The 14,721-nt window shown below is 62.0% G+C and carries 10 protein-coding genes; 5 read left to right on the top strand and 5 right to left on the bottom strand.

Annotation, left to right across the window (positions count from 1 at the left end; translation table 11 throughout):
- Positions 1–68 precede the first annotated feature (68 nt).
- The 3 genes from glmU to GBEM_RS00440 all read left to right on the top strand — a co-directional run bounded on the left by glmU (position 69) and on the right by GBEM_RS00440 (position 4,582).
- On the top strand, positions 69–1,445 hold the full coding sequence (gene glmU, locus GBEM_RS00450) for a bifunctional UDP-N-acetylglucosamine diphosphorylase/glucosamine-1-phosphate N-acetyltransferase GlmU (RefSeq protein WP_012528531.1): 1,377 nt from the start codon (positions 69–71) through the stop codon (positions 1,443–1,445).
- An 85-nt stretch (positions 1,446–1,530) separates the two neighbouring features.
- Positions 1,531–3,360, top strand: a complete 1,830-nt coding sequence (gene glmS, locus GBEM_RS00445; RefSeq protein WP_012528530.1) for a glutamine--fructose-6-phosphate transaminase (isomerizing) — start codon at positions 1,531–1,533, stop codon at positions 3,358–3,360.
- A 247-nt stretch (positions 3,361–3,607) separates the two neighbouring features.
- Positions 3,608–4,582, top strand: a complete 975-nt coding sequence (locus tag GBEM_RS00440; RefSeq protein ID WP_012528529.1) for a sulfurtransferase — start codon at positions 3,608–3,610, stop codon at positions 4,580–4,582.
- A gap of 141 nt (positions 4,583–4,723) precedes the next feature.
- Here GBEM_RS00440 and GBEM_RS00435 read toward each other — a convergent pair whose 3' ends face one another.
- On the bottom strand, positions 4,724–8,623 hold the full coding sequence (locus tag GBEM_RS00435) for a multicopper oxidase domain-containing protein (RefSeq protein ID WP_012528528.1): 3,900 nt from the start codon (positions 8,621–8,623) through the stop codon (positions 4,724–4,726).
- Positions 8,624–8,676: 53 nt separating this feature from the next.
- Positions 8,677–8,895 carry a hypothetical protein gene (locus tag GBEM_RS00430; RefSeq protein ID WP_012528527.1) on the bottom strand — a complete coding sequence of 73 codons (219 nt, stop codon included), beginning with the start codon at positions 8,893–8,895 and terminating at the stop codon, positions 8,677–8,679.
- Between the two features lie 199 nt (positions 8,896–9,094).
- On the opposite strand from GBEM_RS00430, the gene GBEM_RS21115 reads away from it, so the two are divergent.
- A complete protein-coding gene (locus tag GBEM_RS21115; RefSeq protein ID WP_148212880.1) occupies positions 9,095–9,334 on the top strand; it encodes a hypothetical protein in 240 nt (79 codons plus the stop codon).
- Positions 9,331–10,170: an alpha/beta fold hydrolase gene (locus tag GBEM_RS00425; RefSeq protein WP_012528526.1), complete on the top strand. Its 840-nt coding sequence runs from the start codon at positions 9,331–9,333 to the stop codon at positions 10,168–10,170. Before GBEM_RS21115 ends, GBEM_RS00425 begins: the two co-directional genes overlap by 4 nt.
- A gap of 278 nt (positions 10,171–10,448) precedes the next feature.
- Here the strand turns inward: GBEM_RS00425 and GBEM_RS00420 are convergent, their stop codons facing one another.
- From GBEM_RS00420 to GBEM_RS00410, 3 genes are read right to left on the bottom strand one after another with little or no spacing between them, the layout of a single operon-like run.
- Entirely contained in the window at positions 10,449–11,618 is a 1,170-nt protein-coding gene (locus GBEM_RS00420; protein ID WP_012528525.1) for an aminotransferase, read from the bottom strand.
- Positions 11,619–11,621: 3 nt separating this feature from the next.
- Positions 11,622–12,695 carry a type IV pilus twitching motility protein PilT gene (locus tag GBEM_RS00415; RefSeq protein ID WP_012528524.1) on the bottom strand — a complete coding sequence of 358 codons (1,074 nt, stop codon included), beginning with the start codon at positions 12,693–12,695 and terminating at the stop codon, positions 11,622–11,624.
- Between the two features lie 12 nt (positions 12,696–12,707).
- Positions 12,708–14,366 (bottom strand): ATPase, T2SS/T4P/T4SS family, encoded by a 1,659-nt coding sequence (locus GBEM_RS00410; RefSeq protein WP_012528523.1) that lies wholly within the window; start codon positions 14,364–14,366, stop codon positions 12,708–12,710.
- Positions 14,367–14,721 lie beyond the last annotated feature (355 nt).

Below are 14,721 nucleotides of genomic sequence, written 5' to 3'. Positions count from 1 at the left end.
GGGAAACAGCTTGACTGGGTGGGTCAATATTGTTAAAAAAGAGCAATTTCGTGGTGGAGGGGACCTATATGGGTAACAAGATATCTGCGATCGTACTGGCAGCAGGCATGGGGACCAGGATGAAGTCCGACTTGGTCAAGGTGATGCACCTGGTGGCCGGCGTGCCGATGATCCAATGGCCCGTCGCCGCCGCATTTGCTTCAGGCGTGGAGCGCTGCGTGCTGGTGGTCGGCCATCAGCAGGAGAAGGTGCGCGAACTTTTCGCCGGCCGGGGGGAGGTGAGCTTCGCCCTGCAGTCCGAGCAACTCGGGACCGGGCACGCGGTACGCTGCGCCATGACCGAGCTCGACCCCGGCGCGGACACGGTGCTGATTCTCTGCGGCGACACCCCGCTTCTTGAGGCCCAAAGCCTCGCGGGAATGCTCAAGGCGCATCGTGAGACAAAGGCCTGCATCACCGTGATGACCGCGACCCTGGGGAACCCCTTCGGCTACGGCAGGATCGTGAAGGACGCAACCGGAAAGGTCAGCGCCATCACCGAGGAGAAGGACGCGACTGAAAAGGAGCGCCTGATAGATGAGGTGAACGCCGGGGTCTACTGCATTGACCGCGCCTTCCTGGAAAAGGCGATAGCCACCATCAAGAACGACAACGCCCAGGGCGAGTACTATCTCACCGATGTAGTGCGGCAGGCGGCACAGCATGGGCTCAGCTGCCTGAGCTACAAGGTCGCCGACCCGCGGGAGATCAGCGGCGTCAACGACCGGGCCCAGATGGCCGAGGCGGCACGGGTGCTTCGGGGACGGATCAACCGCGAACTGATGCTCTCCGGCGTCACCATGATCGATCCCGAGACGGTCTACATCGACCGCGGCGTCCGCATCGGGCGCGACAGCGTGGTCTACCCGGGAGCCACCATCGAAGGGAACACCGTGATCGGCGAGCGCTGCGTCATCGGCCAGGGGTCGCTCATCCAGAACTGCAGCATAGCCGACGACGTCGTAGTCAAGGCGGGAAGCGTGCTGGAGGACTCCAAGGTCGGGCCCGAGGCGGCCATAGGCCCCATGGCGCACCTGCGTGCCGGGACCGAACTCTCCGCCCACGTCAAGATCGGCAACTTCGTCGAGACCAAGAAGACCTTCATGGGAGAGGGGTCCAAGGCCTCCCATCTCACCTACCTGGGGGACGCCACCATCGGGCGGGACGTGAACATCGGCTGCGGCACCATCACCTGCAACTACGACGGGGTGAAAAAGCACAAGACCGTGATCGAGGACGGCGTCTTCGTGGGGAGCGACGTGCAGCTGGTGGCGCCGGTCACCGTGGGGAGGAACTCCCTGATCGCGGCCGGGACCACCGTCACCAAGGACATCCCTGCCGACTCGCTCGCCATCGCCCGCTCGCCCCAGGTGAACAAGGAAGGGTATATGCTGAGGAAAAAATAAAACTGTAACTACCCTGCCCAAGATGGTAATCTGTAACGTCTTTGGCGGCAGACCGCGAACTTAATTAGCGAAACACGGAGTCAAAATGTGCGGCATCGTAGGATTCACCGGGAGGCAGGAAGCCACCTCGATCATCATTGAAGGGCTGAGGAGACTGGAATACCGCGGTTACGATTCCGCCGGCATCTGCACCATCAGCGACGGCAAGGCAAGCATCAGGCGCAGCGAAGGGAAGCTCTCCAACCTGGAAAAGCTCCTGGCGGCGAGCCCGGTGACCGGGACCGTCGGCATAGGCCACACCCGCTGGGCCACCCACGGCCGCCCCTCCGAAATCAACGCACACCCGCACCAGGCGGGCCCCATCGTGGTGGTGCATAACGGCATCATCGAGAACTACCTGCAGCTGCGCGAGGAGCTGAAAGGGCAGGGGCACGTATTCAAGAGCGAGACCGACACCGAAGTAATCTCCCACCTGATCGACCAGCGCCTGAAGAGTTGCGACAGTTTCGAGCAGGCAGTGCGCGAGGCCCTGGCCGTATTGAAAGGGGCCTACGCCATCTGCATCGTGAGCGAGAACGACCCCGACGAGATGATCGCCGCCAAGCTCGGCTCCCCGATGGTAGTGGGGATCGGCGACGGCGAGTTCTACGTCGCCTCCGACATCCCGGCCATCCTTTCCCACACCCGCTCCATGATCTTCATGGAAGACGGCGAGATGGTCGTCTTCAAGGGGGGGAGTGCCACCTTCAGCAACGTCGCAGGGGGCGTGCTCAACAAGGTGCCGCGCCACATCGACTGGTCCGCGCACATGGCCGAGAAGGGCGGCTACAAACATTTCATGCTCAAGGAGATCTTCGAGCAGCCCCGCGCCGTGAGGGACACCATCGCCGGGAGGCTTAGGGAAGAGCAAGGTGACGTCTATCTCGAAGACCTCTCCCTCAATGACGCAGCACTCAAAGGGATCAACCGCATCTGCATCATCGCCTGCGGCACCTCGTGGCACGCCGCACTCGTCGGCAAGTTCCTGATCGAAGAGCACTGCCGGGTCCCGGTCGAAGTCGACATCGCCTCCGAGTTCCGCTACAGAAACCCCGTCGTCGACGAAAATACCCTGGTGATGCTGATCTCCCAGTCCGGCGAGACCGCCGACACCCTGGCCGCCATGCGCGAGTCCAAACGCCGCGGCGGCAAGTGCGTCGCCATCTGCAACGTGGTCGACTCCTCCATCGCCCGCGAGGCCGACGGCGTCATCTACACCCACGCCGGTCCTGAGATCGGCGTCGCCTCCACCAAGGCCTTCGTAACCCAGCTGATCGCCCTCTACCTCTTCACCATCCGTCTCGGTCGCTCCCGCGAGGTCATGAGCCTGGAAGAGGGGAGGGATCTCATCGCCGCCGTGGTCCGGGTTCCGGCCCTGATGGAAGAGGCGCTGAAGCTGAACGAGCAGGTCGAGAAGGTTGCCAGGAACTACCTGCAGGCGCGCGACTTCCTCTATCTGGGGCGCGGCATGAACTACCCCATCGCCCTAGAAGGCGCGCTGAAATTGAAGGAGATCTCCTACATCCACGCCGAGGGGTACGCCGCCGGCGAGATGAAGCACGGTCCCATCGCGCTCATCGACGAGCACATGCCCGTAGTAGTGCTGGTCCCCAAGGGTCCCAACTACGACAAGGTCTTTTCCAATATGGAAGAAGTCATCGCCCGCGGCGGTCGCGTCATCGCCGTCTGCAGCGAGGGTGACCAGGAAGTAAAAGACAAGGTCGAGGTGGCGCTGGAGATTCCCGAAGACGGCTGCAACGTAAGCCCGTTGATCCTCTCCATCCCCATGCAGCTTCTGGCTTACCACGTAGCGGTCCTCAAGGGGACCGACGTCGACCAGCCGAGAAACCTGGCGAAAAGCGTCACCGTCGAATAAACAGCCAGAAAACCAGAAGGATAATAGACACGAAAGTGCCAGTTGCGATCCGCAGCTGGCACTTTTTTTTCTCCTCTACGATTCTCCGTCTCCGCATCAGACGGCTTCTGATTCCTATCTTTTTCGGTCAAAAAGGCCCGGACACTAAACCCTACCAAAACAGTTTAAAAAGCTCTTGCCAAGTTGACCATTTCAATAGTATAAACCGCCTACCAACTTTTACGTAACTTTAGCATGGAGGTAGGCAATGGCAGGCAAACATCTGGTACGGCTCCTTTCCGTTCTGGCGCTGATAATCAGCCTGGCGGGGACGTCCTGGGCGAAACAACAGCAGGGATACAAGGGATATGCGCGCGGCTCCGCCCTGATCACGGCAAAGGAGCTGAAGCAGCTCATCGACGCGAAGGACAAGAAACTGGTGATCATCGCGGCGGAGAATGACGTCGAATACCGCCTCGGCCACATACCTGGATCGTTCCAGGTGGACCGCCCTGCCTACGAGGCCCCCGCGGCGACGCAAAACGGGGTGACGGGCAACCTGATCGACGCAGCAGGTTTCACCAAGCTGGCGCAGGAGCTCGGCATCAACAAGGATTCCAAGGTCGTAGTCTACGACACCAAGTACGACGCGACGCGCCTCTGGTGGGCCTTCCTGTACTACGGCAAAGGTGACGTGAGGGTGCTTGACGGCGGGATCAAGGCCTGGAAGGACGCCGGTTACGACACGGCGATCCTGGCGCCGGATGCAGCCAGGGCCGGGGCCTTCGTGGCCAAGGTCGCCCTGCCGCGCAGCAGGGTGGAGACCCCGGAGATCCTCGCGCTGAAAGACCCGGCCAAGGGACAACTCTGGGATAACCGCGACCGCAAGGAGTACTGCGGCGAGGAGTTGAAGAAAGGGGCTTACCGGAAAGGGCGCATCCCCTGGGGCAAGCATAGCGACTGGGCGATCTTCAAGAAGAAGGAGAACGCAGGCGAGTGGCTCACTGCGGCCGAGGCGCAGGCGATTTTGAAAAAGCTGGGTGTGGACGGCAAGAAAGATCAGTATTTCTTCTGCCAGTCTGGAGTGCGCTCCACCCAGGCGATGTTCACCTTTTACCTGCTTGGCTACCCGCTGAACAAGCTGCACAACTACGACAGCTCCTGGATCGGCTGGTCCAAGGATGCTAGCCTCCCCATCGAGACCGGGTGCGACCTGAACCCTGCGGTCGCCACGGCGAGATAGACCTGCTGGTATTTCTCGAACTCATCGCCATTTGAGCGGCAACAAAAAGAAGAGGCCCTCCGGCTACAGCCGGGGGGCCTCTTCTTTTTGCCTGGAGAGTTGCCCGGGAGGAAACTCGTCCTCCCGGGGCTTGGGTTGAGGTTACGGGTTGGTCAGTATGGGCGAAGGAGTTGCGGCTACCCATGCGGAAGAGACGATGCTCCCGTTGTTGGCGCGGACCCTGTAATAGTAGTTGGTGTTCCGTGCCAGGCCGGCCTGGGTCAGCGTGGTCACCCCTGCCCCCACCGTGGTGTTGCTCACGCCGGTGGTGAAGGTGGCGTTGGTGGCGCGCTGAACGGAGAAGCCGGTCTCGTTGCTGGAAAGATCCTGCCAATTCAGGATCACGGTCCTGTTGTTGCCGGTGCCGTTGGGGCCGTTTACTGCGGTGAGACCTGCCGGTGCGGCGGGCAGGGCCGGAAGGAGCAGCGGTGCGGTCACCGCGTAGCCGGAGAGGCCGGCGGCGTTGATGGCCGCCACGCGGTAGACGTAGGTGGTGTCGGTTGCTGCGGCTGCCACGGTTTTGTCGACATAGGTCACGGCGCCGGTGTTGGCGCGTGCCGCAAGTTTGGCGATCTGGACGAAGGCGCCGCCGTTGTCGGAGCGCTCGACCACAAAGCCGATCTCGGTCAGGGCGTTGTCGGTGAAGCTAAGGGTTACCTGCGGTCCTGCCTGCAGGGTGGCGGTGAGTGCGGTCGGTGCGGCCGGCACGGTGCCGGTCAGAAGCGGAGCGGATACCGAGGTGACGGTCAGGCTCGGCATCTGGCCGCCGTAACCAACGGTGTTCTGCGCCACGACCTGGTACTTGGCGACAACGTTCGGGTTGTACGCGGCCGGGTCGACGAGGCTCTTCGGTCCGGTGCTGTTCACCGCGTCGAGCGGAGTGGCTATGGTGCCGACGTTGGTCCAGGTAGTGCCGTCGGTGGTTTTCTGCACCACGAAGGCGGTCTCGGTGATGGAATTGTCGTTCCAGTTAAGGGTCAGTTTCGCCTTGTTCCCGTTGCCGTTGATGGCGAAGGTGAGCCCGTCGGCGGCCTTGGGCGGCAGCGCCAGCGATACCGGCCGCATCATGTCCATCTCCTCGTGGCTCAGGATGTGGCAATGGTAAACGTACTCCCAACCGAAGTTGACCAGCTGGTTGATGATGGCGTTGGTCGGGTTGCCGGAGACGTCGGTCGGCTCGAACATGCTGGTGTCACCGGCAGGCATCATCGGGTTGAGGAGCCTGACGCTGTTCGGGATCTCGAAGGGGAGCGACGGTACGATCGGCCTCAGCGCCACGATGGTGTCCTCAAGCGGGCTGACGCGGACGGTGTCCTTCCACCCCAGCTCGTTTGCGTCCGGCGGGATGATGATGTTGTCCCAGGTCACCCGGTTCAGTACCTGCACGTCGTAGAGGTGGAAGTGGATCGGGTGCGTGTCTACGCCGTTATGGGTGATTTTCCAGATCTGGGTCCCGTCGGCGGTCGTGATCGGGGTTATGTTCAGGTCGCCCTTCGGGAGGTTGGTGCCGTCGATCAGCTCGGTCGGCGGGTTCACGTACGGGTAGAGGACTACGTTCTGGGCGCCCGGTGCAGCCGGTACGGCCTCGACGCCGATGTTGGCGGTCATCCTGCCGAATTCGTCGAAGGCGACTGCGTTCATCTCGTCATGGAGCGCCTTCGGTTGCAGCGGGATCTGGAGTTTGCCGCCCTGGTTCAGCAGGGTGTTGAAGCCGAAGAGATCGCCCCCCTGGTCCGAGATGCGTGCGAAGCCGTCGCAAAGCTGGTTGGTGCTACCCGGGGCGTTGCACCAGCTTGAAGCCGCGAATTTGGTGCCGTAAGCGGAGTTGTAGGCGGCCTGCCCCACGATAATCGGATGCTGCCCGGTCTCGAAGGCGCTCGGGGTCCCGTCAAGCTGGTGCGTGAAGGCCTGCTGCAGCGCCGCCAGGTTGAAGGTAGGCGCGGGAACGGTCGGATCCACGAGCGGGTTGACCTTGATCTGCATCACCGTCCTCGTGTTCGGGCCGTAGCCCGGGAGGACGCCGGGGGCGCCGTTGGGAGAAAGGTCGGGGGCGCCGGTGTAGTAGTCGTAGCTGGCCACCCTGGCCGGGTACGCAGCCGGAGCGTCGTTGTAGAGGATCAGGGTCTGCCCGGCGTACTTGGAGAAGTCGACGATGACGTCGGCCCGCTCGGCAGGCGCCAGGGCGAGGGAGTGCTGGTCCACGTTACCGAAGTCGAACCTGGTCGGATCGATGATCCAGGTGATCGGCTGCGGCGGGATCACCGCCGGTGCCGGCAGGAAGCCCCCTTCGCTCCCTATCTGGATCCAATCCGGACCTTTCGGGGAGAGGGCGGTGTCCGGGGTCGGGAAGACGTTCGGATCAAGTTGAGCAGCCGCTAACTCCGCGGCCTTGAGCGCAACTTCGGTACCCGTGGTGTCCGCCACGTAGAGCTGCAGGTTTAAGAAACGGTCGTTGGCAGCGTTCAGGATGCGCAAGCGGTACGCCTTCGGATCGACCGTGGTGTAGGGGTATACGGTGCCGTTAACCACCGGGGTGTCGTTGAACTGTTCCATACCCACCGAGATGTTCGGGGTGCCGGGGATCAGCTCAGGCTCGCAGAACGGGTCGGTCTGGTACTGCCAGGAGGTCGGGTCGCTCAAGAGGCACGGTTTCGCCAAAGGCGTGGTGAAGGCCGTAGCCGGGTCCATGTTGTAGCGCGGGTTCGGGATCGGCGGATACTTGGGCGTTGCCGGCGGCCAGAACCAGGGGCCGTACATCCAGCGGCCGAAGGCGCTCATGCCTGACGGATCCGAAGGGTTTTGCGCCGGCATGTAGACGTGGTGGTACCAGAGGTTGCCGAAGCCGCCCCAGCGGTTTGCGTCCCAGGTCGGGTCCGATTCATAGAGCTGCCCGGTGCGGGTCGTCTTGTCGCCGGGGGGGACGAAGGTGCGGTCCTGGATGATGAGCGGGATGGTGTCAGTTGCACCGGGGATGACCCCCTTGTCCAAAAGCGCCTGCTCGGTGCTGTCCTCGATGATGTAGCCTGCGGCCTGCCCTGCATAGACGTTCAGGCGGGTGATACCCCAGGCGTGGTCGTGGTAGAACATGAGCCTGGCGCTTTGCTGGTTGGTGTAGAAGAAGGTCATGGCGCCAGGGCCGGGATCGGGCATGTCGGGGACGTTCTTCACGCTGACCCCTTTGGGCCAGGCAGTCATCTCATCCTTGGGGGTGATCCATTGGTGCGGGGTGCCGTCGCTGATCCACGGGGTCACGCCGCCGTGCAGATGCAGGGTAGCCCTGTTGTCCTTGAAGCACATGTCGGATTTCGGGTTGTCGGTGCACAACGGGTTACGCACCATGTCGGTCACGCTTTTCCCGTCCACCGGGGCGGTCATCCCCATCGGCCCCATGCCGGAGCCCATCATGGTGGAATCGACCGGCAGGAATAGGTCGCCGCCGGCGCCGTTCGGAAGCAGGTTGCGGAAGACGATGCGTACCGGGCGGTCCTTCTTGGCAACGATGACCGGGCCCAGGTAGCTCGGTTTGGTGACGCCGGTGTAGCCGATGATGGGTACGTCGGGGGAGCCGTCAACGGTGGCGTTCGTCAGCGGGACCTGCCCGCCGGGGACTACCGCCGTGGAGAGCTGCACATAGCCGCGCAGAAGCGTCGGCGGGAGGTCGGAGTGCATCTGCTGCCGGTACTGCACCAGGCCGATCTCGTAATAGTCCGCATCGGCGTAGGTGGTGGTGTCGGGGACCGCCACCGGGAGGAAGTTCCCCAGGTCGTTGGCGTTGGCCTCGCCGAGCCCCGGCAGCCGGTTCACGAATTTCTTGATGCCGCCCGTGACGACGCCGGTCGATAGGTTCTTGAAAGGAAGCGGGCTGAGCGCCCAGTTCGGATACGGTCCGTAGTAATGCGGGACCTTCGTTTCGTCAATCGCCTGCGCGGTCTGCGGGTAAATGCCCAAAGTCATCACCAGCATAGCCAGGCCTGCCATTAGCGTTTTCGTCAGCCTGTTCATAGTGTCCTCCATTGCCTACGGAAATTACCGAGTTCAATTGCAAAATTGGGCCGCTATTTTCCGGCCTTGGCCTGCTGCTTTTTGAGCTGCGCTTTCTTCCTCACGTCCTCCATCTTCTTTTCCCGCTGCATTCGGTACTGCATCACCTTTTTCGAGTTCTCTATCCCAGGCGAGCTCTTGCGGGCGTTCGCTCCCTTTGGAGCGGCGTACGCCGTTGCGGCCAGGGATAGCGCGACTAAAAACCCTGCTGCCATAGTGATGATCCGCTTCATAACAGTTACCCCCTTAATTCGTTGGAGTCTGGTGTGACAACCAGTCAAGCAACCCCCTTGGCGGGAGCCTCTTTCTGATTCCGTTGCCAATTTGTATTACAGGGACTATGCCAGTTTCTCGTTTAAATAGTTTTTGACGTGATTCCGGCAAGTTGCACTTTAGAGGGAGGGTTGGGCGGGACAGGGAGGCCTGCCCTTTTTGCGCAGGGCGCCGGGGGAAAAGGATTATGACGGTCCTGTTTACAGTCTTCTGCGGTCCAGCGGTTTTTTTTCGCAGCTGGAAGATTTTTCGCACCCTTTCGTGGCGGCGCCAGAGCGGGTTTCCACCTTTAAGGTGCAATTGACTTGGCAGGAAAATGCAGTATTTGAACACTTGCGCCGCGGCTTGCGGCGCGATGACCGCCTGAAAACAGAGGCTAAAAGAGGAGATGCACAATGAACTACATCACGGTGGGAAAGGAAAACTCCTGCAACATCGATCTCTATTACGAAGACATGGGAGAGGGGCAGCCGGTGGTGCTGATCCACGGCTGGCCGCTCAGCAGCAGGTCGTGGGAGAGGCAGGTCCCCGCGCTGCTGAAGGCCGGTTTCCGGGTCATCGCCTACGACCGGCGCGGGTTCGGCCAGTCGAGCAGGCCCGGCTCCGGCTATGACTACGACACCCTCGCGGACGACCTGCATGCGCTGATGACCCGGCTCGACCTGAGGAAAGCGGTGCTGGTCGGTTTTTCGATGGGTGGAGGAGAAGTGGCGCACTACCTGGGGCGGTACGGGACCGAGCGGGTGCAAAAGGCGGTCTTCATGGCCGCGGTGACCCCCTTTTTGCGCAAGGCCGCGGACAATGCGGCGGGGCTCGATGCCGGTATTTTCGAGGAGATCAAGCAGGCCATCAGGGCCGACCGTCCATCCTTTCTGACCAGCTTCCTGTCCAATTTCTACAACGTGCATGCCTTTGGCGGCAAGAAGGTGAGCGAGGAGCTGCTGCGGCTCTCCTGGAGCATAGCCGCGGCCGCCTCGCCGATAGGGACCCTGGCCTGTGTCGACTCCTGGCTTACCGACTTCAGGGACGACTTGGTGCGGATTCGCATCCCGACCCTGGTGATGCACGGTGACGACGACCGCATCCTTCCCTTTGCCGCGACCGGCAGCAGAACCCATGAGGCCGTCGAGGGGAGCCGGTTGATAGTGGTAGCCGGAGCCCCCCACGGCCTCAACTGGACCCATGCCGAGGAAGTGAACGACGGCCTCATCGACTTCATGCAGGAAGCCATTTAAAAAAAAGGGGACAGGCTACTTTTTCAGATGGAAAAGTAGCCTGTCCCCTTTTAGTCGATGCTTCAGTTTTTCTCAGTGTTTCCGCGTCTTTTCACATTATCCCCGTGGCTAATGGTCTTCCGTGTGAGGTTTTCTCTGTAATTACAGGTGCTTTCTGGAGTCTTCAGATGTTCTCCTTCAAAAGGGGGACAGGCTACTTTTTCGAATCAAAAAGTAGCCTGTCCCCTTTTCTTTCAAGGTCTCTCAGAACGCCTAAGATGTTCTCCTTGCCAATTTTTTTACGGATTGAATTCCCTGAACCGCGCCACCGCCTCGGGTATGGTCTCCTCCCTGATGTTGCCGAAGGCGAGCCTCAGATACCCCTCCAGCCCCGGCCCGAACACCTCCCCCGGCAGCAGCAGGATCCCCGCTTCCTCCACCAGGCGCCTGGCGACCTCTCTCCCCGTGGCTTTCGGCAGCGGATGCCGCACCCAGCCGAAGAAGGGTCCGCTCGCCACCAGCTTAAAGGCGTTGCCGGGCTTCTCGAATTCGGCACGGAACACCTCGTGCCTTCTCTCCATCATGACCCGGTTCTCGGCGACCCATCCCGAAAGGCGCTCGAAGCCGTACTTCACCGCGTGCTGTGCGACGCGCGGCTGGCATACCGCCATGGTGTCCTGCGCCTTCAGCGCGTGGCGGATGAATTCCTCAGACGCGGCCAGCATCCCGGCGCGGTAGCCGGTGAGCGCAAAGGTCTTGCCGAAGGAGGCGATATGGACGAAGTGGTCTCCCCAGTTCGGCTCCTGGAACAGGTCGTGGGGACGGACGCCCCCCGTGATGAAGCTGTTGTAGGTCTCGTCCAGCACCAGGGCGATGTCGCGGGAGACGGCGAGGCGGTGCAGTTCGCGCACGGTCTCGGGCGATATCACGGCGCCGGTGGGGTTACTGGGAGTGACCAGCAGGATGGCGCGGGTCTTCTCCGTGATCAGGGAGGCTATGGCGGCGACACTGGGGAGCCCGCCCCTCGCCTCCTCGAACGGGGCGTAGACGCAACGGATGCCGAGCACCTCGAGCGCCATCGGGTGGTCGAAGTAGGCGGGGAGCTGGACGATGACCTCGTCCCCGGCACGGCAGAGCGTCACCATGGCGAGCCAGAAGGCCTGGCTGGCGCCGATGGTGAGGATGAGCTGGGAGGGATCGATGCAGGCGCCGTAGAGCTCGCGGTAACCGCCGCAGATCGCCTCCCGCACCTCGGGAAGCCCCTCGTCGATGCTGTAGCGCGAGGTGTGCGGGTCGAGCATCACTTCCGCCAGGTGGTCGGTGAGCTCCCGCGGCGGGGGGTAGTCGGGTATGGCCTGGCAGAGATCGATGAGGGGAAGCCCGGCGGGGGCGCCGGCGATCCAACTCTTCACCTCCGAGATGGGAGGCGGATGCACGCCCGCGATCAGCGGCGAAACGGGGAAACGCACCGGCTACTGCTCCGCCGGCTTGTTCGGGAGGTACTGCTCGAACTGCCTCTTGTCAGTGCAGCAGCGGTACGCCTCCTCGGGTGCGATTTTCTTGGTCTTCAACAGGTCGAGGATGTGCTGGTCCATGAGCTGCATCCCATCCTTTCTGCCGGTCTGCATGATGGAGGGGATCTGGAAGGTCTTACCTTCCCGGATCAGGTTCCCGATGGCGGCGTTCCAGACCATGATCTCCTGCGCGGCCGCCCTCCCCTTGCCGTCGGCGGTCTTCAACAGCTGCTGGCAGACCACCCCCCGGAGCGACTCAGAAAGGATGGCGCGCACCTGCTCCTGCCCGTCCTTGGGGAAGACGTCGATGATCCTGTCCACGGTCTTCGCGGCGGAACTGGTGTGCAGGGTGCCGAACACCAGGTGCCCCGTCTCAGCGGCGCTCATGGCGAGGGCGATGGTCTCGAGGTCCCGCATCTCGCCCACCAGGATCACGTCCGGGTCTTCCCTTAGCGCCGCCCTCAGCGCGCTGGCGAAGCTCTCGGAGTGCTCGCCAATCTGGCGCTGGTTGAAAAGGGACATCTTGTTTTCGTGGATGAACTCCAGCGGGTCCTCCAGCGTCAGGATGTGCTCCCTCCTGGTGATGTTGATCAGGTCTATCATGGCGGCGAGCGTCGTGGACTTGCCGCTCCCCGTGGGACCGGTGACCAGCACCAGCCCCTTCCTGAGCTTGGTCAGATTGCGGATCCCTTCCGGAAGCCCCAGCTCGTCGGCAGAAAGTATCTTGGTCGGAATGATGCGGAACACCGCCGCGATCCCACGGTGCTGCATCATGAAGTTGCCGCGGAAGCGCGCCAGGCCCGGTACCGAGTAGGCGAAGTCGAGGTCGTGCTTCTCCTCGAAGGTCTCGCGCTGCTTCGGGGTCAGGATCTCGTAAAGGAGCGCCTTCAGCTCCTCGTGCCCGAGCGACTTGAAGTTCTGCCGCTCCATCTCGCCGCGCAAACGGAAGATCGGCGGGGATCCGGCGGAAAGGTGCAGGTCGGAGGCCCCGGCCTCGTGCAACAGCTTGAACAGTGCGTCAATCCTTGCCATGTCTCTTCTCCGTTACAGTAGTATGGAAGCGACGTACTCGCCCGGGGATATTTCTCCCCGCTCCAGGAGCTCGGCCCCTTCTTCGCCGATGCCCCGGTAGCCGTTGTCTTTGAGGTGGCGGATGATCTCGTCGGAATCGCGGATCACCTCGAACGCCTCCAGGAGCCCCTGGTCGAACCGGATCACGTCCAGGAGGTATTTCTTACCGCTATAGCCTGTCTGGTCGCAGGAGGGACAGCCGGTCGGGCGGAAATACTCCGGCGCCGTCGCCTTAAGCCGCAAGGCCGCCAGCTCGTCTGCGGCAGGCGTGTACTGCTTCTTGCACTCCGGGCAAAGGAGCAGCACGCACTTCAAGGAAACCACCCCTTTCAGGTGGGTCGGTATCAGGAAGTTCTTCTGGGAGAGGTACAGGAGCTGCTTCAACACCGCCCCCTTGTTCCCCTGGGACATCCCCGCCACCACCAGCTTCCCCCGCATCACCGCCTTGCTCGCCGCTATGAAGGAGGCAAGTTCCGTGACGTCCTCGATCACCAGGGTGTCCGGGTCATGCTCCAGGGCCGCCGACACCACCTTTGCGGTATCGTCCGCGCCGCATCTTCCCGCCGGCAGCCGCGGCCAGCGGTCCCTGCCGCGACCAAGCCTTTCCCCCACCAAAATGACGGTGCGGTCGGCGTGATCGCAGGCATCCAGGAACAGGTCGATGAGCCGGCTCCGCTCTTCCGGGTCGCGCCCGGTGAAGAGGACCAGCCCCTCCTTTTCCGAGCAGAGCGCCTTCAGGTCCGCGCGTTTCCCGGCGGAGACACCGAGGTCGTCCAGCTCCGAGATTTTCGGCGCGCCGACGTGGAGCTTCAAGGTGAGGTAATCCCCTCCGTTGCCGGGCATCACCAGGGTCTGGAACGGGATCCTTTTCCCCTGCCAGATGAAGGTCAAGATGCCGCTGGAGGGGTTCTCCTCGGCGCCGCCGATGCCTGAGAGGCGGCGGATGCGCTCGGTGAGCCGCCCGTAGTGGGTCGCGGAGAGCTTGCCTAACTCGGACGTCCTACCTTCGCCGCGCGCCAGCACCCGCACCTGGTCCCCCAGCGGCTGGAGTGCTACCGAGGCGAACTTCTTCTGTACCACGCGCAAGAGAAGGTGGTTGAGGAGCATGGCGCCGGAAAGGTCGGCGTTGATGGCGGAGAGGACCTTGGCGGGGAAGTGCCCGGAGCTGAATCCCAGTTCCGGGAGGTTCTGGTCCGGGCCGTACATGGCGTCGTGCATCTCGCGGATCTCGCGGATGAGCCCCACCGAGATGCTGATCTGGCAGCCGGTCACCCGGGTGATCTCTTCGACCGCCTCCTTGTTCAGGGGGTCCGCCATGGCGATGGAGAGTTCGCTGCCGGAAAGGAAGATGGGGCAGAGGCTGTAGCGCCGGGCCAGTTGTCCCGGGACCTTCGCCACCGCGGCGGGATCGATGTTTTCCTTCTTGAGCCGCACATAGGGGATGTTCAGCTGGTTGGCGAGCGCCCAGTCGATATCCTCCTGGGCAACCACCCCCAGACGGACCAGCGCCTCGCCCACCCGGCACCCCGAGACCTTCTGCTCTTCGAGCGCCGCGCTCAGTTCCTGCTCCGTGATGATCTGCGATTTGAAAAGGATCTCGCCGATGGATCCTTCTTTGACAAGCCCGTTCATTGCCTACCTCCAGATGCTGCAGATGGCGGTGCCTGGGAAATGTACCTGAAAACACTTTCTAAAACAATTGACAATTGACAACGGACAAGCTCAAAAGCAATTGACAATTGACAATTGACAATGGCATGCTGCGAAGACTCGTAGCGGCAGTCGCCATATACAATGGAGCCTCAAACTCGGATAACATTTTGAAAAAGCGGAACTGAACGCTGACCCTCTTCCCCCTCGAATTTCCAGCCGCGTTGCCAGTAACTGCCCGTCTTAAAACCAATTGACGATTGACAATTGACAATTGACAATGCATGCTGCGAAGTCCGCCGCCGCTTCTGTGACGCGTCGACTGCTTCATCTCCAG

Origin of the sequence: Citrifermentans bemidjiense Bem, from assembly GCF_000020725.1 — a bacterium.
Lineage (GTDB): Bacteria > Desulfobacterota > Desulfuromonadia > Geobacterales > Geobacteraceae > Geomonas > Geomonas bemidjiensis.
This window is presented reverse-complemented; position numbering and strand designations above follow the sequence as displayed.

Excerpts from the sequence above, each read along its gene's own strand:
- glmU (WP_012528531.1), top strand. The coding sequence starts at position 69 with ATGGGTAACAAGATATCTGCGATCGTACTGGCAGCAGGCATGGGGACC.
- GBEM_RS00435 (WP_012528528.1), bottom strand. The coding sequence starts at position 8,623 with ATGAACAGGCTGACGAAAACGCTAATGGCAGGCCTGGCTATGCTGGTG.
- glmS (WP_012528530.1), top strand. The coding sequence starts at position 1,531 with ATGTGCGGCATCGTAGGATTCACCGGGAGGCAGGAAGCCACCTCGATC.
- GBEM_RS00430 (WP_012528527.1), bottom strand. The coding sequence starts at position 8,895 with ATGAAGCGGATCATCACTATGGCAGCAGGGTTTTTAGTCGCGCTATCC.
- GBEM_RS00440 (WP_012528529.1), top strand. The coding sequence starts at position 3,608 with ATGGCAGGCAAACATCTGGTACGGCTCCTTTCCGTTCTGGCGCTGATA.
- GBEM_RS00415 (WP_012528524.1), bottom strand. The coding sequence starts at position 12,695 with ATGGCAAGGATTGACGCACTGTTCAAGCTGTTGCACGAGGCCGGGGCC.
- GBEM_RS00410 (WP_012528523.1), bottom strand. The coding sequence starts at position 14,366 with ATGAACGGGCTTGTCAAAGAAGGATCCATCGGCGAGATCCTTTTCAAA.
- GBEM_RS00425 (WP_012528526.1), top strand. The coding sequence starts at position 9,331 with ATGAACTACATCACGGTGGGAAAGGAAAACTCCTGCAACATCGATCTC.